Source organism: Citrobacter sp. CFNIH10 (genome assembly GCF_002934585.1).
In the GTDB taxonomy this organism is placed as follows: Bacteria; Pseudomonadota; Gammaproteobacteria; order Enterobacterales; family Enterobacteriaceae; genus Citrobacter_A; species Citrobacter_A amalonaticus.
In genome coordinates this window covers 2,700,082-2,723,596 of sequence record NZ_CP026216.1, presented here as the reverse complement: position 1 = coordinate 2,723,596, position 23,515 = coordinate 2,700,082, and the positions used below count along the sequence as shown (strand labels likewise).

Here is a 23,515-nt window from a genome sequence, read left to right as displayed (position 1 = left end):
GAGAGAACATTGTCATGAAATTACGTTTAACGCTGTTAACCGCTGCAACCCTGACTGCTTTGTCTTTTTCTGCCCATGCGGCAGAAAAAGGGACAATTATGATTATGGTGAATTCACTGGATAATCCGTATTACGCGTCAGAAGCCAAAGGCGCCAGTGAAAAAGCCCAGGAGTTAGGCTACAAAACCACCATTTTGTCGCACAGTGAAGATGTCAAAAAACAGAATGAATTGATTGATACCGCTATCGGCAAAAAAGTTCAGGGCATCATTCTGGATAATGCGGATTCAACGGCCAGCGTCGCCGCCATTGAAAAAGCGAAGAAAGCCGGTATTCCCGTCATATTAATCAACCGCGAAATTCCCGTAGATGATGTGGCGCTGGTGCAAATTACCCATAATAACTTCCAGGCAGGTTCTGAAGTTGCCAACGTTTTTGTTGAGAAAATGGGGGAAAAAGGGAAATACGCCGAGCTGACTTGTAACCTCGCCGATAATAACTGCGTTACCCGTTCTAAATCTTTCCACCAGGTGATTGACCAGTTCCCGGATATGGTCAGCGTCGCCAGACAAGATGCTAAAGGGACGCTTATCGACGGTAAGCGAATTATGGACAGTATTCTGCAAGCCCACCCGGATGTGAAAGGCGTCATCTGCGGTAACGGTCCTGTTGCGCTGGGTGCTATCGCCGCGTTGAAAGCCGCAAACCGCAATGACGTTGTGGTCGTCGGTATCGATGGTAGCAACGATGAACGCGATGCGGTGAAAGCCGGTACCTTACAGGCGACTGTCATGCTGCAGGCACAGGCGATCGCCGCACAGGGCGTGACCGATCTGGATAACTACCTGCAAAAAGGCGTGAAACCAGAGAAACAACGCGTCATGTTCCGCGGCATTCTCATCACCAAAGATAACGCAGATAAAGTACAGGATTTCAATATCAAGTCCTGATCTCGGGTAGTTGCGCCTCTGCGGAGGCGCAGAGGAGAACATTATGTCTAAAAAAGCCTGGCTGGCGCTGGTGGTATTGACCGTGGGCGGATGCCGCATTGTCTCGCAGCAGGAGCTTGCGGATCTGAAATCTCCGCCAAATCCCCATATGGCCAATATAGACCAGACGTGGCAAAACAAAATTGTGCCGCAAATTGTTGGGCAGGCTCGTCCGGTGGCAGATTTAATGACTGCGTTACAGGCCGAGAAAGACTTCGATAGCGCCTGTAAAAAACTGGGCTATCGTTCTCAGGAAGAGAACCCCTGCATCTTTTACGTAAAGGTTGAAGGCAATATTGGCACGATCGATACCGCTTCCCGGAGTGGAAAAATGACCATCGCGGACAAAAGCGGCAGCAATATTATTGTTCAGATTGGTCCAACATTACGCGGTACGCAATTACGTGATGCTTATAAGGGCGCGACTTACGGCGATTTTAACGACCAGGTGTTATTTGGCGAGTATGGTCGCGCCATTAACGACCAGGCGATAAAAATGATTCAGACGGCCCAACTTAAAACCGGCGAATCGGCGCAAGTGTACGGTGTATTTTCCGCCTGGGATCTTCCTCAGACGATCCCTGATATTACGCCCGCAAAAATTGAACCTGCAGGAGGACAATAACATGCAACAGCAAGATATCGTCACTCCCCAACCCGTCGAATCGGAAGTCATTATTGAAACCCGCAGCCTGTCTCGTGTCTATCCTGGCGTGGTGGCATTAGATAACGTCAATTATCGGGTATATCGGAATAAAGTGAATGTTCTGATCGGAGAAAATGGTGCAGGTAAATCCACCATGATGAAAATGCTTGCTGGTGTCGAAACGCCATCCTCCGGTGAAATTTTTCTGGATGGTACGCCTGTTTCTATGAATTCGACGCATCAGGCTGAAAAATTGGGTATCAGTATTATTTTTCAGGAGTTGAATTTATTCCCGAATATGAATGTCATGGATAATATTTTCATGGCTAACGAGTTTTTTCAGAAAGGGAAAATTAACGAAAAATACCAGTACGCGTTGGCACAAAGCCTTCTAAAGCGACTGGAACTGGATGTTGATCCATACACGCCCTTAGAAGAACTGGGGATCGGCCACCAGCAACTGGTCGAGATTGCCCGCGCGCTCTCAAAAGATACGCGCGTCTTAATCATGGATGAACCCACCTCTGCGCTGAGTCAGTCTGAAGTCAAAATCCTGTTCAACGTGATTGAGCAACTCAAACGACGCGGCGTCACCATTATCTATATTTCCCATCGGCTGGAAGAACTCATGGAAATTGGCGACTACATCACCATTTTCCGCGACGGTCGCTTTATCAGCGAGCGTCCGGTCAGTGATGCCAGCATTCCGTGGCTCATCGAACAGATGGTGGGCGATAAGAAAAAACACTTCGATTATCAACCGGCTCCGCAAGGCAATACGGTTCTCGACGTGCGAGGGCTGACCGCGCTTCACTCCAGCGGCGGCTATAAGCTCAATGACGTGTCGTTCAGCCTGAATAAAGGCGAGGTGATTGGGATCTACGGTCTGCTGGGTGCCGGACGCACCGAGTTGTTCAAAGGACTGGTAGGTCTGATGCCCTGCCAGAGCGGTAGCATTCAACTCAACGGTGAGTGTATCGATAAAGCCCACTTTCAGTCTCGACTTAAGAAAGGGCTTGCGCTGGTGCCGGAAGATAGACAGGGCGAAGGCGTCGTTCAGATGATGTCGATTCAATCCAATATGACGCTCTCTGACCTCAGTCTGCAGGGTTTTCGTCGGGCCTGGAAATGGCTGAATCCGCATAAAGAGCAGACCAGCGTGAAGGAGATGATTCAGCAACTTGCCATCAAAGTCAGCGATCCTGCATTGCCCATCACCTCACTCAGCGGTGGAAACCAGCAAAAAGTGGTGTTGGGTAAAGCATTGATGACACAGCCGCAGGTGGTGTTCCTCGATGAACCGACCCGCGGCATCGACGTAGGGGCGAAAACCGACGTGTATCACCTTATCGGCAAAATGGCGCAACAGGGGCTGGCAGTGATGTTTTCTTCATCAGAGCTGGACGAAGTGATGGCGCTGGCGGACCGTATTCTGGTGATGGCTGATGGCCGGATCACCGCTGATGTCCCCCGTCATGCAGTCACCCGCGAGAAGTTGATCGCGGCTTCTACACCGCAAGATTAATCAGGCTGGAATCCATCATGAACCAGAAATATATGATTTACATGTACCTGCTGAAGGCCAGAACGTTTATCGCGCTGCTGCTGGTCATCGCATTCTTCAGCGTGATGGTACCGAATTTCCTGACCACATCTAACTTGCTGATTATGACCCAGCACGTTGCGATTACCGGCTTACTGGCAATTGGAATGACGCTGGTGATCCTCACCGGGGGCATTGATCTGTCGGTCGGCGCCGTTGCAGGCATCTGCGGCATGGTGGCGGGAGCATTACTCACCAATGGCTTGCCCATCTGGGGCGGTAACATCATCTTCTTCAACGTAGCGGAAGTGATCCTCTGTGTCGCCATCTTCGGCGTTCTCGTCGGGTTCGTAAATGGCGCCGTCATCACCCGCTTTGGTGTGGCTCCTTTCATTTGTACTCTCGGCATGATGTACGTTGCCAGGGGATCTGCCCTGCTGTTTAACGACGGTAGCACCTACCCCAACCTTAACGGTATGGAAGCGCTAGGAAATACCGGTTTTGCTACGCTGGGTTCCGGCACGCTGCTCGGGATTTACCTGCCAATCTGGCTAATGATTGCCTTCCTGGTGTTGGGCTACTGGATCACCACCAAAACCCCGCTTGGCCGCTATATCTACGCGATCGGCGGTAACGAATCCGCAGCGCGTCTGGCCGGTGTGCCGATCGTCAAAGCGAAAATTTTCGTGTACGCCTTCTCCGGGTTGTGCGCTGCCTTTGTTGGGTTGATTGTCGCGTCTCAGCTACAAACAGCGCACCCGATGACCGGCAACATGTTTGAGATGGACGCCATCGGCGCCACCGTCCTGGGCGGAACCGCGCTCGCTGGCGGTCGCGGACGGGTATCCGGTTCTATCATCGGGGCCTTCGTCATCGTCTTTCTGGCCGATGGCATGGTGATGATGGGCGTCAGCGATTTCTGGCAAATGGTCATTAAAGGTGTCGTTATCGTCACCGCCGTGGTTGTCGACCAGTTCCAGCAAAAGCTACAGAACAAAGTCATTCTGATGCGTCGCCATGAAGAAAAACAGACGACAGCATCCTCAGCGAATACCGTATCCAGTTAAGTAGCATCACTCCGCCGGACATCACCTGTCCGGCTTATACAGGGGAAAGAAATATGCAACGTGATTTTCATGGTAAGACGGTCGTCATCACCGGGGCATGCCGGGGAATTGGCGCAGGTATCGCCGAACGTTTCGCCCGGGACGGCGCAAACCTGGTGATGGTCTCCAACGCGGAGCGCGTTCACGAAACGGCAGAGCAACTGCGCCAGCGCTACCAGGCTGATATTTTATCTTTGCAGGTTGATGTCACTAACGAAGAGCAGGTACAGGCGCTGTATGAGCAAGCCGCTGCGCGCTTTGGCACGATTGACGTCTCCATCCAGAACGCTGGTGTGATCACCATCGATTACTTTGACCGGATGCCAAAAGCTGATTTTGAAAAAACCCTTGCCGTCAATACCACAGGGGTGTGGCTCTGTTGCCGGGAAGCGGCGAAATATATGGTGAAACAGAACCATGGCTGTCTGATTAACACCTCTTCCGGTCAGGGACGTCAGGGCTTCATTTACACCCCGCACTATGCCGCCAGCAAAATGGGGGTGATTGGTATCACGCAGAGCCTGGCGCATGAACTGGCCCCGTGGAACATCACCGTTAACGCCTTCTGTCCAGGGATCATCGAAAGCGAAATGTGGGATTACAACGACCGCGTATGGGGCGAGATCCTCAGTACCGATGAAAAACGCTATGGCAAAGGTGAACTGATGGCGGAGTGGGTTAAGGGCATCCCCATGAAACGCGCCGGTAAACCCGAGGACGTCGCCGGACTGGTCGCTTTCCTGGCCTCTGACGATGCGCGCTATCTTACCGGACAAACCATCAATATTGATGGTGGCCTGATTATGTCGTAATACCCGCCAGGGTATTGATGAAGAGAGTTATCACTATGATCGCAAAAGATTTTGCTCAACAACTGTTTAACCTGCAAGGACGCGTCGCTTTCGTCACGGGCGCAGGTAGCGGCATCGGTCAGACCATTGCCTGGGCGCTGGCCAGCGCGGGTGCACGGGTCGTCTGTTTTGATCTGCGTGAAGACGGCGGATTGAAAGAGACCGCTAATCATATCGACGCGATGGGGGGGCAGTCGGCACTCTATACGGGAGATGTTCGTCAGCTTAGCGACCTTCGCGCCGCCGTTGCCCTGACCAAAGAACGGTTTGGTCGTCTGGATATCGCGGTGAACGCCGCCGGTATTGCCAACGCTAACCCGGCCCTGGAAATGGAAAGCGAACAGTGGCAGCGCGTTATCGACATCAACCTCACGGGCGTCTGGAACTCCTGCAAAGCGGAAGCGGAACTGATGCTCGAATCCGGCGGCGGATCTATCATCAACATCGCCTCCATGTCCGGGATCATCGTCAACCGAGGCCTTGAACAGGCGCATTACAATAGTTCTAAAGCGGGGGTTATTCACCTTTCGAAGAGCCTGGCAATGGAATGGATTGAGAAAGGCATTCGTGTGAACTCCATCAGCCCGGGATACACCGCCACGCCGATGAACACCCGTCCAGAGATGGTTCATCAGACACGTGAATTTGAAAGTCAGACACCAATACAGCGCATGGCAAAAGTGGAGGAGATGGCAGGTCCGGCGCTGTTCCTCGCCAGCGATGCGGCTTCGTTCTGTACTGGCGTCGATCTCGTTGTGGATGGCGGATTTATCTGCTGGTAGACAGATAATCGCCCGCAGCCAGGACGGACTGCGGGCGAGGTGCTTAAGCGGGTGCCGTCTCATCCAGACCTGACTCGCGGATATGCGGGGATAACTCCCCGCATAACGGCTACTTCTTCGTTTAGCTCGTCCTACATGCCCGGGAACAACACGCCATTTCCTGGCGCTTCGCGATCCAGATGAATGAAGTTCAGATGACGTTCGTACTGGTCGAGGATATCGGTAATCACCTGCTCTTTGCTGTAGTCCATCAGGTCATTGCCCTGGCTGCCTTCCAGCAGGAAGGTCTCCAGCCGGTAATAGGTCGATTTCCCGCTGCGCGCACGGTAGGTGAAACCAGGCACGGCATACTGCTGAGGCCAGATCTGGTAGATAAAGTTACGTTCATCGCCCATATGCACCAGCAGGTCGAGGTGACCAAGATTGTCCCCTTCTTCTGGCGGCATACTTTGCAGTTCCACCCTCGCGCCACGCAACCGCAGCTCCTGCGCGACCTCTTCCATCGCCGGATAACAGACTGTTTTCATCATCTCGCGGGTGTAGCGTGTGCCGGGATAGTTCATCAGGCGTGACAGACGTTTTTTCCAGCTCAACCGATCCTGCACGCCCATGGGGCGCGGCGCGGTATGGCGGCTGGCGCTCTCGCGGCGATAATCTTCTACCTTGAGCGATTTATACAACCCGGCCATCACAAAGAAAATCACAAAGCTGAACGGCAGGCCCATGATCACCGTGGTGTTCTGCAGGGCTGAAATTCCGTTCGTCATCAGCATTCCCAGGGTCAGCAGCCCGATGGCCACCGACCAGAAGATACGGATCCAGTTTGGCGCATCGCTGTTGATATCCTTCAGCTTCGAGGTGAAGTTTCCCAGCACCAGCGCGCCGGAATCGGCTGACGTCACATAAAACAGCAGACCGGTGATGGTAGCGACGGAAGCGCTAAACGTGAATGCCGGATATTGTGCCAGCAGGCTATAGAATCCGCGCTCCGGATGCACCATCGCTTCCTGGGCAAAGCCCGCATCGCCGTGGATAATTTCATACAACGCGCTGTTGCCGAACACCGACAGCCACAGCAGAGTAAAGGTGAACGGAATAATCAACGTACCGAAGACAAACTGACGGATGGTACGCCCACGTGAGATTCGCGCGAGGAACAGACCGACAAACGGCGACCATGCCACCCACCACGCCCAGAAAAATAGCGTCCAGTTATTCATCCACTCAACCGGACGATCAAAGGCAAAGCTGTTGAGCGTCATCCCCATAAAGCGATTCACATAGTCGCCCACATTGAGCACCAGCGCGTTGAGCAGGAACGAGGTGTCGCCCATAAACAGCACAAACAGGATCAGCCCCAACGCCAACAGAACATTAAGCTCTGAAAGTACGCGGATGCCCTTATCTACCCCGGAAGTGACCGAAATCGTGGCGATCACCACCGACAAGACAATCAGCGCTGCTTTCGCCGCCATCGAATCCGGGATATCAAACAACACGCTCAGACCGTAGTTGAGCTGAACCACACCAATACCCAGCGTCGTGGCGATACCAAAAATAGTTCCGATGACAGCGGCGATATCGACACTGTGTCCAATCGGTCCGTTGATGCGTTTACCGAAGATCGGATACAGCGCAGAACGGATGGTCAGCGGCAGGTTATAGCGGTAGCTGAAGTAACCCAGCGCCATGCCCATCAGGGCATACATCGACCAGCCGGTCAGGCCGTAGTGGAACAACGTCCAGACCATCGACTGGCGCGCCGCTTCAATGGTCTGCCCTGCCCCTTCTGGTGGCTGCATATATTGCGTCACCGGCTCCGCCACAGAGAAGAACATCAGGTCGATACCAATCCCGGCGGCGAAGAGCATCGCCGCCCAACTGAGCAGACTGAACTCCGGTTTCGACTGCTCCGGGCCGAGCTTTACCGAGCCAAAACGCGAACAGGCAATGAAAACAACAAAGACGATGTACAGCGTGGCCGCCAGCAAATAGTACCAGCCAAAGGTTTGCGAGACCCAGTTCAGGGTCCGGCCAATCCAGACGGCGGAGAAATCACTAAAAAAGAGGGTGGTCAGGGAAAACAACAAAATCAGCCCGGCGGAGGTGTAAAACACCACCGGATTGATTTTGTCCTTTTCTCTGCTCTGCGGAAGGTCTGACATCAATTATCCTCACTTTTCTTGTAACTATTTGAAATCAAATTCGCAACAATTAAGACACATTTATATTGAACGTTCAATCAATAAAAGGTTAAATACATAAACATTACTGATGAATGGAGCCGCAACATGCCCAAACTGGGGATGCAAACCCTTCGGCGCAGACAGCTGATCGACGCTACGCTGGAAGCGATTAATGAAGTCGGGATGCACGATGCAACGATTGCGCAAATCGCCCGTCGTGCCGGTGTTTCAACCGGGATCATTAGCCATTACTTTAAGGATAAGAATGGATTGCTGGAGGCAACGATGCGCGACATCACCAGCCAGCTGCGTCATGCCGTTTTGCATCGACTCCATGCATTACAGGGAGCACGCGCCGAGTTGCGATTGCGCGCCATCGTGGCGGGAAACTTTGACGAGACCCAGATAAGCCACGCCGCAATGAAGGCCTGGCTGGCATTCTGGGCCAGCAGCATGCACCAGCCGATGCTGTATCGCCTGCAACAGGTCGCCAGTAAACGTCTGTTGTCGAACATTGTGTACGAATTTATGCGCGAACTGCCGCGTGAACAGGCGCAGCAGGCAGGCTATGGCCTCGCGGCGCTGATCGACGGGCTGTGGCTACGCGCCGCGCTAAGCGGTAAGCCGTTTAATCTCAATCTTGCGCAGGCGCTGACCACCCATTTCATCAGTCAGCACTTACCCAAAAGCCACTGACTCACCGAGGAGAATGCATGTCCCGAATGGCAGAACAACAGCTTTACATTGATGGTGGCTATACCGCCGCCACCAGCGGTCGGACTTTCGAGACGATCAACCCTGCCAGTGGCGAGATTCTGGCCACCGTACAGGCCGCAGGCCGTGAGGATGTCGACCGCGCGGTAAAAAGCGCTCAGCGCGGACAAAAAATCTGGGCGGCGATGACCGCCATGGAACGCTCGCGCATTCTGCGCCGGGCAGTGGAGATTCTGCGCGAACGCAATGATGAACTGGCGAGACTGGAAACGCTGGATACCGGCAAACCGTTCAGCGAAACCGCCAGCGTCGATATCGTCACCGGCGCAGACGTACTGGAATACTACGCCGGGTTGATTCCCGCGCTGGAAGGGAGCCAACTCCCGCTGCGCGAGACCGCGTTCGTCTACACCCGCCGCGAGCCGCTGGGCGTTGTCGCCGGGATTGGCGCATGGAACTACCCGATTCAAATCGCGCTGTGGAAATCCGCACCGGCGCTGGCGGCGGGTAATGCGATGATCTTCAAACCCAGCGAAGTCACCCCGCTGACTGCCCTGAAGCTGGCAGAAATCTACAGCGAAGCCGGCCTGCCGGACGGCGTCTTTAATGTCCTGCCGGGCGAAGGCGCAGAAACGGGCCACTATCTGACTGACCATCCGGGCATCGCCAAAGTGTCCTTCACCGGCGGCGTCGCCAGCGGTAAAAAAGTGATGGCAAACGCGGCCGCCTCGTCGCTGAAAGCGGTGACGATGGAGCTGGGCGGCAAATCGCCGCTGATCGTTTTCGAGGATGCTAACGTTAATCTCGCCGCAGACATCGCGATGATGGCAAATTTCTATAGCTCCGGTCAGGTCTGCACCAACGGAACCCGCGTGTTCATTCCGGCGCGGATGAAAAGTGCGTTTGAGCAGACCATTTTGTCCCGCGTGGCGCGGATCCGCGCAGGCGATCTGTTTGATCCCGCCACCAATTTTGGCCCGCTGGTCAGCTTTGCGCATCGCGAAAACGTCCTGCGCTATATCGAAAGCGGTAAAAAAGAAGGTGCAACGCTGCTGTGCGGCGGAGAGGTACTGACGGGAAACGCGTTCGATGAGGGAGCCTGGGTCGCGCCAACGGTGTTTACCGACTGCCGCGACGACATGACCATCGTGCGCGAGGAAATCTTCGGACCGGTGATGTCCATTCTGACTTACGAGAGTGAAGACGAGGTTATTCGTCGCGCCAACGACACTGATTACGGTCTGGCGGCGGGTGTGGTCACTCAGGATCTCAACCGCGCCCATCGCGTCATCCACCAGCTTGAAGCAGGGATCTGCTGGATCAACACATGGGGGGAATCCCCTGCCGAAATGCCGGTTGGCGGCTACAAACATTCCGGTATTGGCCGCGAAAATGGCCTGATGACGCTTCAAAGCTACACCCAGGTGAAGTCCATCCAGCTCGAGATGGCCCCCTTCCAGTCCGTATTTTAACCAGGAGGTTTCATTGCATTTTGACTACATCATTATTGGTGCCGGCTCTGCCGGTAACGTACTGGCTACACGACTGACAGAAGACAGCAATACCACCGTCCTGCTGCTGGAAGCGGGTGGCCCGGATTACCGTGCGGATTTCCGTACCCAGATGCCGGCGGCACTCGCCTTTCCGCTACAGGGAAAACGCTACAACTGGGCCTACGAAACCGAACCCGAACCGCATATGAACTACCGCCGGATGGAATGCGGACGCGGAAAAGGGCTCGGTGGCTCGTCTTTGATTAACGGCATGTGCTACGTGCGTGGCAATGCGATGGATCTCGACAACTGGGCGCAAGCACCCGGGCTCGAACGCTGGAGTTACCTCAACTGCCTGCCCTATTACCGTAAAGCAGAAGCGCGCGATATTGGTGCCAATGACTATCACGGCGGCGACGGCCCGGTCAGCGTGACCACCTCAAAACCGGGCGTGAATCCGCTCTTTGAAGCGATGATCGAGGCGGGCGTTCAGGCAGGCTATCCGCGGACAGACGACCTGAACGGCTATCAGCAGGAAGGTTTTGGCCCAATGGATCGTACCGTCACGCCTCAGGGACGGCGCGCCAGCACCGCGCGAGGCTACCTGGATCAGGCGAGAAAACGCCCTAACCTCACCATTGTGACCCATGCGCTGACTGACCACATCGTCTTTGACGGCAAAAAAGCCGTCGGCGTGGAGTGGCTGGAAGGCGACAGCACGATCCCGACCCGCGCCAGGGCAAACAAAGAAGTGCTGCTGTGCGCAGGGGCGATTGCTTCGCCGCAGATCCTGCAACGCTCCGGCGTGGGTGATGCTGCGTTACTAAAGGCTTTTGCGATCCCGCTGGTTCACCACCTGCCCGGCGTCGGGGAAAATCTGCAGGATCATCTTGAAATGTACCTGCAATATGAGTGTAAAGAGCCCGTGTCGCTTTACCCCGCTCTGCAATGGTGGAATCAGCCGAAGATTGGCGCTGAATGGCTGTTTGGCGGAACCGGTATCGGCGCGAGTAATCACTTCGAAGCGGGAGGATTCATCCGCAGCCGTGAAGCCTTTGCCTGGCCGAACATTCAGTACCATTTCCTGCCGGTGGCGATCAATTACAACGGTTCTAATGCAGTGAAAGAACATGGTTTCCAGTGCCACGTCGGGTCAATGCGCTCGCCGAGCCGCGGTCACGTCCATCTGAAATCCCGCGACCCACGCGAACATCCGGCAATTCTGTTTAACTACATGTCAACAGAACAAGACTGGCAGGAGTTCCGCGATGCGATTCGTATCACGCGGGAAATCATCAACCAGCCGGCGCTGGATAAATTCCGTGGACGAGAGATCAGTCCCGGCATCGCGTGTCAGACTGACGAACAGCTGGACGCATTTGTGCGCGAACATGCGGAGACGGCGTTTCACCCCTGCGGCACCTGTAAAATGGGCTTTGACGAGATGGCAGTGGTCGACGGTGAAGGGAAAGTGCATGGCGTTGAGAATCTGCGCGTCGTGGATGCGTCGATCATGCCGCAAATTATCACCGGCAATCTGAATGCAACGACCATTATGATTGGCGAGAAAATTGCCGATGCCATTCGCGGACGCGCTCCGCTGGCGAAAAGTACAGCGCGTTATTACATGGCAGGCGACGCGCCGGTACGCAAACCGGCGCGACGGTAAGCGTATTACTGTCGACACTGGGCCAGCGTTTTAATCTGCTGGCCCTGCGCGTCAAAATTCTCCGCCGCTAACCAGCGCTGCAATGCGCGGTCACACTCAGGCCACTCGCCATCAATCATCGATAGCCAGTCACTGTCCCGGTTGCGGCCTTTGCGGACAATTTTCTGGCGAAAGCGGCCTTCAAAGACAAATCCCAGGCGCTCTGCCGCGCGACGCGACGCCAGGTTGAGAGAATCACATTTCCACTCCACGCGGCGATATCCCTGTGCGAAGGCGTAGCGCAACAGCAGCCAGACGGCTTCTGTGCCCAGTACGCTATTTTTCATCCGCGGCGACCAGGTGACATGGCCGATTTCAACGCTGCCGTGCTCGCGTTCGATCGCCATAAAGCAGACTAACCCCACCGCACGTTCTGCGCGGATATCCACCACGGTGAAAGGTACCAGCGCGTCATCATTCGCTTTTCCACTGAGCCAGTGGAACGTCGCCGCAACGCTATCGGGTCGACGGCTTGCCAGCCACGTCCAGTCTCGCTCGTCGTCTGCCTGCGCATAAGCGTCGAACAAATCGGCGGCATGACGTTCAGGATCGAGCGGCTCAAGGCGACACCAGCGACCTTCCAGCACCGTCCGTTGCAGAACGGATGCGCCATGCCAGTCCGGTAGCGCATCGCCCACCGTCTGGCCGTATTCATTGATTTCCGGCACCGATTACTCCTTACACAAGGATAAAATTTGGTTATAGCAGTTCCCGATGCGCCTTCAAAGCACCGGATTCAGATTTCTTCCACCACGCTGAAACCCGCACTCACTTCTATACTCATCTGACAAATCAAAGGAGAAGCGAACACTATGCCACTACCCGATTTTCACGTCTCTGAACCGTACACCCTCGGCATTGAACTGGAAATGCAGGTGGTTAATCCGCCGGGATATGATCTGAGCCAGGACTCTTCGACGCTGATTGCCGCAGTGAAAGACCGGGTACACGCCGGCGAAGTGAAGCACGATATCACCGAAAGCATGCTGGAGATGGCGACTGACGTTTGCCACAGTATCGATCAGGCGGCGGCGCAGTTTTCCGCGATGCAACAGGTGATCCTGCAAGCGGCGGCTAACCATCACCTCGAAATTTGCGGCGGCGGTACGCATCCGTTTCAGAAATGGCAGCGCCAGGAAGTATGCGATAACGAACGCTATCAACGCACGCTGGAAAACTTTGGCTATCTCATTCAGCAGGCCACCGTATTTGGCCAGCATGTTCACGTCGGCTGCGCCAGCGGAGATGATGCAATTTACCTGCTGCACGGGCTGTCGCACTTTGTCCCGCATTTTATTGCGCTCTCGGCGGCTTCACCTTATATGCAGGGCTCCGACACCCGCTTTGCCTCGTCGCGGCTGAATATCTTCTCTGGTTTCCCGGATAACGGCCCCATGCCGTGGGTGAGCAACTGGCAGGAGTTTGAAGGGTTATTCCGTCGTCTCAGCTATACAAGCATGATCGACAGCATTAAAGATTTACACTGGGATATTCGCCCCAGCCCGCATTTTGGCACGGTCGAAGTGCGGGTGATGGATACGCCGCTCACCCTCAGCCATGCGATCAATATGGCTGGTTTAATTCAGGCTACCGCGCACTGGCTACTGACGGAACGACCGTTTAAACATCAGGAGCGTGACTATCTGCTGTATAAATTCAACCGTTTTCAGGCCTGTCGCTACGGGCTGGAGGGGATTCTGACCGACGTGCATACCGGCGACCATCATTCGCTTTCAGAGGACACACTGCGCCTGCTGGAAAAAGTTGCGCCGTCCGCTGATAAAGTCGGTGCCGCAAGTGCGATTGAAGCCCTGACCCGGCAGGTTAAACAGGGGGCCAGCGAAGCGCAAAAAATGCGTGAGTTTGTCAGCGATGGCGGATCGCTCATCGGGCTGGTGAAAAAACATTGTGAGATTTGGGCCGGGTAAGCGGCGCCGGTTTGCGTTAACGGTGAAGATCCCGGACAATGGCTTTTTTAACTCACGTTTAACATTGCCATGAAACACCCGCTTGAATCACTGATGACCGCCGCCGGTATTCTGCTGATGGCCTTTCTCTCCTGCCTGCTGCTTCCCGCGCCTTCGCTGGGGCTGGTGCTGGCACAAAAGCTGGTTGCGACCTTCCATCTGATGGATCTCAACCAGTTCTACACGCTGCTGTTCTGCCTGTGGTTCTTAGCGCTTGGCGCTGTTGAATATTTCGTGATTCGCTACGTGTGGCGTCGTTGGTTTTCGCTGGCTCACTAAGCCGGTGAATCAACCGGGCGCCACTTCTTTTGGCGCTCACTAACAGGAACCCGAGAGACTCACCACATTACCAATCAGGCGTGATTTGTTAATTTAAATATTAGAACAATAAATATTCTTATCTATGCGCCTTCCACACATTCCATCTTTCCGGCACAGAGATCATTTACTAATAAACCCGAAAGCAAGATACGCCTGCGGGCACCGTCCTGAAAGCCCATTATCTGACGTTCCCGGAAGTGAGCGCGTATTGTGATAACGGCATGATAATGAGCTGGGCAGTGGGCGATGGTCCCGGCTCTGCCTATACCCTGCCAATGGGGAAATGAAATCTTATCAATGGCAGTATCACTGTGCTCGCCTGCGCCATACCGTCCGGTACTAATCTCGCGTTCCCCATTGGGGATGTGCAGGCCGACCAGTTTACCCAGTTGGGTACCCATTCACAGCAAAGCAGCACGGCCAACCTGAAACTCGACTGTGACTCGGACGCCAATATCAATGTGACGTTAACCGGCGCACAAAACCCTGATACCACGGACGACAGCGTGCTCGAGCTCAGTAACCAGGGTGACGAAAGGGTTGCCGCGGGGATCGGCGTGCATTTACTGTACAACGATACGCCACTGGAACTGAATAAGATGCTTAATCTTAAACGCTCGGCTGGCGGCCAGGAGTCGTTCCCCATTACCGCCCGCTATATTCAGACCAAAGATAAAGTACGGGCCGGACAAGCAAATGCGACGGCGACACTCAATCTGACGTATCAATAAAACCCCACAGGCTATATATAGTAAATCGCCCATTATTGGCAAAAATCCTTCATACCCCTCACCTATGTTTTTTAATCCACAGTGAGGAGATGTTTTGCCAAAGAAAGCGTTTTTCCGGGAGATCAGTGTGCCCGACTGTGATTTTCTTTGCGGTAGGCGCCCGGCGGCTGGTTAAACGTGCGGGTGAAAATGCGAGTAAAGGTCTGTTGAGAGTCAAACCCGTAGCGCAGACAAATGTCATACACTTTTTCGTCGGACTCGCGCAGATCCCGCGCCGCGAGCAGCAGTTTACGCTCACGAATATAACGTCCCAGACTCTCCCCTTTGTACTGTAAAAACAGACGCTGCAGATGCCATTTGGAATACCCCGCGTGGCGCGCAATGTCGTCAATGCGCAGCGGCTGATTCAAATTATCATCTATCCACTCGACAATCGTGTCGATAACCTGAGCAGAAATGGTCATTCGGAACTCCTCTCCTGCAAATGTGAGGTCTGCTCCCACCAGACGGTGAACGGCTGCGCCAGATCGTCCAGTTTTACCGGTTCACCCTGCATTGGCGTGAGCAGACGGTACGCTTTATGTCGACTGGCCAGCGCCAGCCGTTTGTAAGGGTCATCCCAGGTATGTTTAGCCAGCACAAAGCGTCCGGCATGACCGGGCAATATCGCTTTTGCCCGCAAATCCTGAGCGGCCTGAGCGGTCTCTTCTGGCATCATATGGATGTACTTCCAGTCCTGGTCATATTGACCGTTCTCCATAATGGCAAGATCGATGCCGCCAAACTGCTCGCCGATGGCCCGGAAATGAGGCCCGTAGCCGGAGTCACCGCTGTAATAAATTTTCTGTTCCGGCGTTTCGAACAGAAAACTCGCCCACAGCGTCTGGTTGCGCTTAATGCCGCGGCCGGAAAAATGCCGCGCAGGCAGAACGTGAATCATCAGCGAATCGTCAATTCGCACGGACTGATTCCAGTCGCGCTCTTCAATGATGTCGCTATTCATTCCCCAATAACGCAGATGCGAACCGACACCCAGCGGTGTAAGCACGCGCTTCACTTTGGGCATTAACGACTTGATGGTGGCGTAGTCCAGATGGTCATAGTGGTCGTGCGAAATGATCAGCAGATCGATCGCCGGCATCGCCTGCGCCGTCCACGGATAATCGCCTGCGAAAGCCTTATTGAGGAAGGAAAACGGCGCGGCATAACTGCTGAGCACCGGGTCAATCAGAATACGTTTGCCGTCCAGTTGCAGATACCACGACGAATGCCCGAGCCAGATTAGGATGTCTTCAGTGACCGGCAGACTGGCAAGATCGGTCGCAACCAACGGCAGGGGCTGATCGGGGCGCGCATTCTCACGCTTCGCGACCAGAAACTCCCACCACGCCGCGAGCATACTTTTGTTTCCGGTATAGCCCGGCGTCGGTATCTGATTATGGAATTGCCCGTCCCGGTAGTTTGCAGATTGTTCAACCTGGCTAAGCTGAGCGCCCTGTGGCGCCTGGCCGAAGCCAGCATTGAGGACAAACGGTAACGTTGCTGCACTGGTAATGAGCATAATAACAACCACGCAAACTGTGAGACGCTTCATATCCTGACCTGAAAACGCGCGCCTGTCCGATGGTTTGCGCGACGCACCCTTGATTATGAGTGAGTAAGCACTCATTATAGAAATCAGACGTTTCTCGTCAAGATGATTTTCAATCTATGACATTCACCGTTGCGGCGCTGCATACGCCGTGTTTCAATCACATTTTTAGACCACATTAAGGGTAAAGTGTAGTGGCTCGTCCGAAGAGTGAAGACAAAAAAAAGGCATTACTGGAGGCAGCAACCACGGCGATTGCGCAGTCCGGGATCGCGGCGTCAACCGCAGTGATTGCCCGCAATGCTGGCGTGGCGGAAGGGACATTGTTTCGCTATTTCGCGACCAAAGACGAGTTAATCAACGAACTGTATCTTCATCTTAAACAGAGTCTCTGCCAGTCGATGATCGCCAATCTGGATCGTTCACTGACCGATGCCAAAGCGCTGACCTTTTATATCTGGCGCAGCTATATCAGTTGGGGGATAAACCACACGCAGGGGCATCGCGCGATACGCCAACTGGCCGTCAGCGAAAAAATCACCAAAGAGACGGAACAAAAAGCCGACGATATGTTTCCTGAACTGCGCGATCTCTGTCACCGCTCAGTGCTACCGGTCTTTATGTCCGATGAATATCGCGCCTTCGGCGATGCGCTGTTTTTAACGCTGGCAGAAACGACAATGGAATTTGCCGCCCGTGAACCGGCTCGCGCTGAAAGTTTATTTCTCTGGGTTTTGAAGCCATGTGGCGCGCCCTCACCCGCGAGGAAAAGTAATGGACGAAAAAACGCTGCACGAGTGCGCAAAACGCCTGGCATTAGCCTTCCCCTTTACTGAGCACTGCTGGCCGTTCGGCCCGGAGTACGACGTGTTTAAGGTCGAAGGAAAGATTTTTATGATCGTCACCGAATTTAACCGCCGTGCGGTAATAAACCTGAAAGCCGACCCGGAAAAATCCCTGTTAAATCAGCAGATTTACCCCAGCATAACCCCCGGTTATCACATGAACAAAAAGCACTGGATTTCCGTCTCGCCCGGTGACGATATTACCGAGTCGTTACTGGAAGAGCTGGTGAACGACTCGTGGAATTTAGTGGTCGATGGCCTGCCTAAACGCAGCCAGAAACGAATCCGCCCGGTCTGATTAGTCTCAAATAATGAAAACTGTGTTCGCCATTTCTCTCTTATCATCTCCGGGAGAACCCTGTAACCTGCGAAGATTAAAACCAACCGGGAGTCGTTATGGATATCGTTTCAGTTGCCTTAAAACGTCATTCAACCAAGGCATTCGACCCAGCTAAAAAGCTGACCGCTGAAGAAGCCGAAAAAATCAAAACACTGCTGCAGTTCAGCCCGTCCAGTACTAACTCTCAGCCGTGGCACTTTATCGTCGCCAGCACAGAGGAAGGCAAAGCGCGCGTGGCGAAATCTGCCGCCGGTAACTTTGTCTTCAACGAGCGAAAAATGCTTGATGCCTCGCATGTCGTGGTGTTCTGCGCCAAAACGGCAATGGATGATGCATGGCTGGAACGCGTGGTTGATCAGGAAGAGGCCGATGGGCGTTTTGCTTCCGCGGAGGCGAAAGCCGCTAATCACAAAGGCCGCACTTTTTTTGCCGACATGCACCGTAAGGAGCTGAAAGACGATGCACACTGGATGGCAAAGCAGGTGTATCTGAACGTGGGTAACTTCCTGTTAGGCGTCGCCGCACTGGGTCTGGACGCGGTGCCAATCGAAGGTTTCGACGCCGCCATTCTTGATGCAGAATTTGGCCTGAAAGAAAAGGGCTTCACCAGCGTGGTGGTGGTGCCTGTCGGTCATCACAGCGTGGAAGATTTTAATGCCTCGCTGCCAAAATCTCGCCTGCCGCTGAGCACGATTATTACTGAGTGCTAATGTCTTCAGGCACGTTGCTTCGCGACGTGCCTGTTCTCATTACCCTTCCACTCGTTAAGGTTTTTTCAAGTTTCTTACACATTGTGTAACACCTCAGAAATATCTTGAACAGAAATTATCCATATCATTTATCAATCGATTTTCCCATTTTCGACGACGCCTCTCTTTCATATTAATGAATTACCTAATAAACACATTTTTATAATAAATAATTGCGATATTTTTTTGTGCAATTATCAATGTGTTACTTTTCGCACCCAGCCAACAATTGCTGTTAAAAAAAACGAATCGTTACAAGTCCTTTTCTGGATTAAAGGGATTGCATGGTTTCATACCCCCCCCATTTTTCACCAATGAAATGGGGAATTTATATTCAAGGAAATACAAGGATCAGTAAATGAAAAGCAAAAATATTAATATCGTGCGCAATAATCGTCAGGTTTTACACGCAAAGCTGGCTCCAACCTGCTTTGCAACGATGCTTGCGCTTGGAATGATTATGCCAGCTCACGCTGCGGTTGTAGCAGGTAATACTAACCAACCGGGTATTCATACCAACGCAAATGGCACTACCGTTGTTGATATTAATAAAGCCAGTGCGGGTGGCGTTTCACATAACGTTTATTCTGAGTTCAACGTAGACAGTAACGGCGTTATTCTGAACAACAGTAGCAGCAATTCGAACACTCAGTTAGCCGGCCAGATTAATGGCAACGCTAATATGGCGAGCGGCAGTGCAAAAGTGATTCTTAACGAAGTGCGCTCCTCCGATCCGAGCCAGCTTAACGGCATGATCGAAGTCGCCGGTCAGTCCGCTCAGGTCATTATTGCTAACCCATCAGGCATTACCTGCGACGGTTGCGGTTTTATTAACACCAACCACGCAACGCTAACCACGGGGACGGCCACCTACGATAATCAGGGCAACGTAACCGGACTGGACGTCAGCAAAGGCCAGGTGTCTATTACCGGTAAAGGTATGGACACCCGCTCTACTCAGTACACCGACATTATCGCTCGCTCCGTGAAGGTCAATGCGAAACTGCAGGCGAATGAGCTGAACATCATTACCGGTAATAACCGTATTGATAAGAATGGTCGCGTACAGAAAAAATATGACGACAGCACCAGCCCGGAAGTCGCGCTGGATGTATCTGCGCTGGGTTCCATGTATGCCAATAAAATTTACATGGAAGGGACAGACAGTGGCGTCGGCGTGCGTATTGATCACGCAGACCTGACCGCGACGGATACCTTGTCTCTCAATGTTGATGGCGTGATTGAAAACAACGGCGGCCATATTAGCGGTAAAAACTCCACTGCTGTAATGGGATCATCTGTTCTGAACCATAATGGCCAGATCACGTCTGATGGGATGGTCTCCGTTTCTGCCGACGAATTACTGGACAACAGCAATGGTCAAATCAAAGGCAATTATGTTGATTTGTCTGGCAAAAACACAGTAAACACCCATGGCAAGATTCAGGGAAACCAGCAGACCACCATCATGGCGGATTCGCTGAATAACACCCAAGGTGAAATCACCAGCGAAGGCGCCCTGAGCATCGCTCGCTCTTCTAACAGCTATAACTCCTGGGGAGCGACCGGCGTCAATAATACAAACGGTCGTATCAATGCTAAAGGCTCGCTGACCGTGGACTCAGCAAATCTGGACAACACGTCTGGCAGCCTGACAAGCAACGGCTCGATGAGTGTTAACGTCGATACGCTGACCAACAATAACGGGGTTATTTCCGCAGGTAATGGCTGGAATATGATTAACGCCTCCATGTTGAATAATGATAACGGCGTTATTCAGACTCAGGGACGTGACAGCCAGTTGCAGGTAAGCGGCAATAACATGCTCTCTAACCATAACGGCACAATTCATAGCGACGGTTCCGTTTCTATCAATGGCGCACTGGATAACATGTCCGGCACGATTTCAGCCGGCAATGATATCTTCATGTATGGTTCGTCTTATTATTCTGATCTTGCCAGCAAGCTGGAAGCGGGTCACAACATTGATATGACGGTGACAAATACTTTCCAGAACGCAGGGACTCTCGCTGCGGGACAGGATATGTCTTTAACCATCGGTTCCAATGGTTGGGGCAGCTACGGTGGCCCAGCCCAGAACAGTGGTTCTATTACCGCCGACGGTAATCTGAATCTGCAGATGAATAGCAGCGTGTTTAATAACAGCGGTGCAATCCACGCTAATCAAATGAATCTGCAACTGTCCGATCTTGCTAACAGCGGTACGATCTCCAGTAACAATGACATCAACGTTAACGCCAACAATGTCTATAACCTGATGTATGGCAACATGAATGCTGGCCATAACATCTACATCACAACCTCTTCTCTGATGACTGACGCAGGAAGCGCTATTCAGGCAGGGGAAGATGCTAGCCTGTCTGTGATGAGCAACCTGAACAATACCGGTGATATCCGTGCCGCGCATGATATCAACCTCAATGTGATGGGAAGTTACGGTTATTCACAGAGCACCTCTTATAACAACGGTACCATTGCCGCTGGTAATAAATTGAATGCCCAGATGGATCGCGTAACGTTGATGAATAGCGGTACGCTGAGCGCGGAAAACGGTATTACGCTGACCACTAATTACCTGAACAACAGCGGCAACATCTCCAGCACCGGTGATGTTAAGCTGAATACGTCTAACGGTATGTTCAACGAAAGCACCGGTACGATTACGGGCGATCACGTTTATACCACGGGTTATGTCACTAACATGGGCGTTATTAATGAAACGGGTTCGGCTAATCAGGATGATGGCGCGAATACCCCTGACAACAATAATACCGATAATGGTGGTTCAACCAATAACGATGATAACACCGTGGTACAGCCTAATGGAACACCTGCAGGTAACGGTGTCTGGGAAAATGGCGTCGTTTATAAACCAGGTGACATGTATTACGGCTACGTCGTGGTAGATATCATCTATTATCCTGGCGGTTATGTTATCTGTACTGGGATTTAATATATTTTAGTTCCAAAGCCCCATGAAGTTATGGGGCTTTATTAATTTATTTTAGAAATGCTTCTGAGGTTCAGTACCTACAGGGAAGAGTTAAATATCATGATTGTTTATCGTACCAGCCTCAGTCTCATTCTTTTCTCACTGTTCGCGATACGCCCTGGCATCGTGGAAGCTGAGCCCGTCTCAGGCCAAGGTGCCACCAGTCAACAACAGGATCAGGCAAGGCATAATCAGCTTGCTCCTCAAAGTAAGACATTGCTCACGGCAGAAAATGTACAGGATAGCGATACACTGATCCTGCCCAAAGAATCCGTCTGCTATGACATGAAACACGTAGTTATCGATAAAACGGTCGCCCTCCCCCACTGGCTGACCTTTAACGATCTTATTCGCCAGGTTGAAAAGCATTGTATCGGAATACAGGGGATCACGGCTCTACATAAAGCCGTCCAGAATCGGTTAATCTCCCATGGATATATTACCAGTCGGGTGTTAGTTCCAGACCAAAATTTAAAAGAGGGAACATTAACCCTGCGAATTTTGCCCGGTCGTATCAGTGAATGGCTGTTACAAAATCAGGAAGGCCGCACCGTTCATCGCTGGAATAACTTCCCGGAAGCTGAAGGCGACGTTCTTGATTTACGCGGTCTGGAACAGGGACTGGAAAATTTGCAGCGTATTCCCGGATCGCAGGCAAGTATTCATCTTGTTCCCGGTGAACATCCTGGCGATACTCGCGTAGAAGTCAGTCGCAGCCAGAATAAAGCATGGCGTCTGGGGACGTGGATGGATGACGCCGGAAGTAAAAAAACGGGGCGTTATGAAGGCGGTCTGGCCTTTTACCTTAATAACCCCACGACGCTGAATGACATTTTTTATGTTGCTTATGGCGGCGGTTTTAAAAATGAGTATGGACGTCGCAACGACAACACTTCCGCCTTCTACTCCGTCCCGTGGGGCTACTGGCTGCTTGAACTCTATGGCAGTAAATATCGCACGGTTCAGACAATCCATAGCGGTGATTACCACTATCAGTACAGCAGCAGTGAAAAATTACTGACTGCAGAAATCAAACGCGTTATCTACCGCAGCGCCAGCCAAAAAACAACGCTGGGTTTTAAAGGCATTAAACGTGATTCACACTATGAGCTCAACGATGTTGAAGTGGAAGTACAGCGCCGGGACACCAGCAGCTGGCAACTCAACCTGGAACATTTAGCTTATCTGCCCTTTGGGCAACTCACCTCCCGACTGGGCTATCAACATGCCGCGCACTGGTTTGGCGAACAAGCCGATGCCGAAGAAATGGTAGGTAGTGCCGATCCCCTGGCACGCATTATTACCCTGAGCGTCGACGGCACATTTCCGTTTAAGGCAGGCGATCTGTCGATGAGCTATGAGCCGCATTTCATGCAGCAAACGTCACCGGATAAACTGACGCAGCCGGATAAATTTACTATCGGTAACCGCTGGACGGTACGTGGCTTCGACGGTGAATCTTCCATTTATGCTGATAAGGGTTGGTATCTGCGTAACGACATTAACCTGAATCTCCCCAGGTGGGGGATGCAGCCCTATCTTGGCTTTGATTACGGGGAAGTCAGCGGTTCGAAAAATGACTACTGGAGCGGCACACGCATCGCCGGTGCGGTTGCCGGTGTGCGAGGTGTTAAAGGCAACGTTGGCTATGATCTTTTCGCCGGCGTTCCGGTGATGAAACCTGATGATATGCAGACCAGTCCGTTTACACTTGGTTTTTCAGTGCAATGGCAATATTAAATCGATGCCTGAATGGATCAGTCTTAGAATGGACAGGACTTAAATAGCGCCATCTTGAGTGGGTAAATACAACATCGATTTACCCACTCAAGAATATTATGCCCGCCCGAATGCTCGCGTTTTGCAAATCTGGGGAAACCTTCACGTCTTCCCGCCTTATGCCGCTTTTTTATACTTCCTGCTCAGTTTTTACTGGTTAG

The 23,515-nt window shown here is 52.6% G+C and carries 20 protein-coding genes and 1 pseudogene; 17 read left to right on the top strand and 4 right to left on the bottom strand.

What is annotated here, in order from left to right; genetic code table 11:
* Window positions 1-14: 14 nt before the first annotated feature.
* The 6 genes from C2U53_RS16450 to C2U53_RS16425 are packed head-to-tail and all read left to right on the top strand — an operon-like array spanning window position 15 to window position 5,917.
* Entirely contained in the window at window positions 15-950 is a 936-nt protein-coding gene (locus C2U53_RS16450; protein ID WP_043001474.1) for a D-ribose ABC transporter substrate-binding protein, read from the top strand.
* Window positions 951-993: 43 nt separating this feature from the next.
* Complete coding sequence (locus tag C2U53_RS16445; protein WP_104446131.1) at window positions 994-1,614, top strand: DUF2291 family protein; 621 nt, start codon at window positions 994-996, stop codon at window positions 1,612-1,614.
* A gap of 1 nt (window position 1,615) precedes the next feature.
* Window positions 1,616-3,160: a sugar ABC transporter ATP-binding protein gene (locus C2U53_RS16440; RefSeq protein WP_104446130.1), complete on the top strand. Its 1,545-nt coding sequence runs from the start codon at window positions 1,616-1,618 to the stop codon at window positions 3,158-3,160.
* Window positions 3,161-3,177: 17 nt separating this feature from the next.
* A complete protein-coding gene (locus C2U53_RS16435; protein ID WP_104446129.1) occupies window positions 3,178-4,245 on the top strand; it encodes an ABC transporter permease in 1,068 nt (355 codons plus the stop codon).
* Between the two features lie 53 nt (window positions 4,246-4,298).
* Window positions 4,299-5,096 carry an SDR family oxidoreductase gene (locus C2U53_RS16430; RefSeq protein WP_043001478.1) on the top strand — a complete coding sequence of 266 codons (798 nt, stop codon included), beginning with the start codon at window positions 4,299-4,301 and terminating at the stop codon, window positions 5,094-5,096.
* Window positions 5,097-5,131: 35 nt separating this feature from the next.
* Window positions 5,132-5,917 carry an SDR family oxidoreductase gene (locus tag C2U53_RS16425; RefSeq protein WP_044266441.1) on the top strand — a complete coding sequence of 262 codons (786 nt, stop codon included), beginning with the start codon at window positions 5,132-5,134 and terminating at the stop codon, window positions 5,915-5,917.
* 131 nt (window positions 5,918-6,048) lie between these two features.
* Here the strand turns inward: C2U53_RS16425 and C2U53_RS16420 are convergent, their stop codons facing one another.
* Window positions 6,049-8,082, bottom strand: a complete 2,034-nt coding sequence (locus C2U53_RS16420; protein ID WP_043001480.1) for a choline transporter — start codon at window positions 8,080-8,082, stop codon at window positions 6,049-6,051.
* A 126-nt stretch (window positions 8,083-8,208) separates the two neighbouring features.
* Between C2U53_RS16420 and betI the strand changes: the two genes are divergently transcribed.
* Genes betI through betA form a run of 3 tightly spaced genes read left to right on the top strand, consistent with a single transcriptional unit; the run spans window position 8,209 to window position 11,979 of the window.
* The gene (betI, locus tag C2U53_RS16415; RefSeq protein ID WP_043001481.1) at window positions 8,209-8,799 is read left to right on the top strand and encodes a transcriptional regulator BetI; all 591 of its coding nucleotides are present in this window, start codon (window positions 8,209-8,211) and stop codon (window positions 8,797-8,799) included.
* A 17-nt stretch (window positions 8,800-8,816) separates the two neighbouring features.
* On the top strand, window positions 8,817-10,289 hold the full coding sequence (gene betB, locus C2U53_RS16410) for a betaine-aldehyde dehydrogenase (RefSeq protein ID WP_043001482.1): 1,473 nt from the start codon (window positions 8,817-8,819) through the stop codon (window positions 10,287-10,289).
* A 13-nt stretch (window positions 10,290-10,302) separates the two neighbouring features.
* On the top strand, window positions 10,303-11,979 hold the full coding sequence (gene betA, locus C2U53_RS16405; protein ID WP_104446128.1) for a choline dehydrogenase: 1,677 nt from the start codon (window positions 10,303-10,305) through the stop codon (window positions 11,977-11,979).
* A gap of 5 nt (window positions 11,980-11,984) precedes the next feature.
* On the opposite strand, the gene C2U53_RS16400 is transcribed toward betA, so the two are convergent.
* Window positions 11,985-12,686, bottom strand: a complete 702-nt coding sequence (locus tag C2U53_RS16400; RefSeq protein WP_044256664.1) for a GNAT family N-acetyltransferase — start codon at window positions 12,684-12,686, stop codon at window positions 11,985-11,987.
* Window positions 12,687-12,830: 144 nt separating this feature from the next.
* Between C2U53_RS16400 and C2U53_RS16395 the strand changes: the two genes are divergently transcribed.
* From C2U53_RS16395 to C2U53_RS16385, 3 genes are all read left to right on the top strand, one after another.
* The gene (locus tag C2U53_RS16395) at window positions 12,831-13,946 is read left to right on the top strand and encodes a YbdK family carboxylate-amine ligase (RefSeq protein WP_061070397.1); all 1,116 of its coding nucleotides are present in this window, start codon (window positions 12,831-12,833) and stop codon (window positions 13,944-13,946) included.
* A gap of 69 nt (window positions 13,947-14,015) precedes the next feature.
* The gene (locus tag C2U53_RS16390; RefSeq protein WP_043001486.1) at window positions 14,016-14,264 is read left to right on the top strand and encodes a DUF1158 domain-containing protein; all 249 of its coding nucleotides are present in this window, start codon (window positions 14,016-14,018) and stop codon (window positions 14,262-14,264) included.
* Between the two features lie 335 nt (window positions 14,265-14,599).
* Window positions 14,600-15,037 carry a fimbrial protein gene (locus C2U53_RS16385; protein WP_104446127.1) on the top strand — a complete coding sequence of 146 codons (438 nt, stop codon included), beginning with the start codon at window positions 14,600-14,602 and terminating at the stop codon, window positions 15,035-15,037.
* Window positions 15,038-15,159: 122 nt separating this feature from the next.
* On the opposite strand, the gene C2U53_RS16380 is transcribed toward C2U53_RS16385, so the two are convergent.
* Both C2U53_RS16380 and C2U53_RS16375 read right to left on the bottom strand, forming a co-directional pair.
* Window positions 15,160-15,501 carry a RamA family antibiotic efflux transcriptional regulator gene (locus C2U53_RS16380; RefSeq protein ID WP_043001487.1) on the bottom strand — a complete coding sequence of 114 codons (342 nt, stop codon included), beginning with the start codon at window positions 15,499-15,501 and terminating at the stop codon, window positions 15,160-15,162.
* Entirely contained in the window at window positions 15,498-16,631 is a 1,134-nt protein-coding gene (locus C2U53_RS16375) for an MBL fold metallo-hydrolase (protein ID WP_104446126.1), read from the bottom strand. The genes C2U53_RS16380 and C2U53_RS16375 overlap by 4 nt, the downstream gene beginning before the upstream one ends.
* A gap of 191 nt (window positions 16,632-16,822) precedes the next feature.
* Between C2U53_RS16375 and C2U53_RS16370 the strand changes: the two are divergent.
* The 5 genes and pseudogenes from C2U53_RS16370 (at window position 16,823) to C2U53_RS16350 (ending at window position 23,315) form a co-directional block, all read left to right on the top strand.
* Window positions 16,823-17,403: pseudogene (locus C2U53_RS16370) on the top strand (TetR/AcrR family transcriptional regulator).
* Entirely contained in the window at window positions 17,403-17,771 is a 369-nt protein-coding gene (locus C2U53_RS16365; RefSeq protein WP_043001490.1) for an MmcQ/YjbR family DNA-binding protein, read from the top strand. The pseudogene C2U53_RS16370 and the gene C2U53_RS16365 overlap by 1 nt, the downstream one beginning before the upstream one ends.
* Window positions 17,772-17,869: 98 nt before the next feature.
* Window positions 17,870-18,523, top strand: coding sequence for an oxygen-insensitive NAD(P)H nitroreductase (nfsB, locus tag C2U53_RS16360; RefSeq protein WP_043001491.1), 654 nt, complete (start codon window positions 17,870-17,872; stop codon window positions 18,521-18,523).
* Window positions 18,524-18,920: 397 nt separating this feature from the next.
* Window positions 18,921-21,536: a filamentous hemagglutinin N-terminal domain-containing protein gene (locus C2U53_RS16355; protein ID WP_044269035.1), complete on the top strand. Its 2,616-nt coding sequence runs from the start codon at window positions 18,921-18,923 to the stop codon at window positions 21,534-21,536.
* 99 nt (window positions 21,537-21,635) lie between these two features.
* Entirely contained in the window at window positions 21,636-23,315 is a 1,680-nt protein-coding gene (locus tag C2U53_RS16350; RefSeq protein ID WP_044256669.1) for a ShlB/FhaC/HecB family hemolysin secretion/activation protein, read from the top strand.
* Window positions 23,316-23,515: the final 200 nt, after the last annotated feature.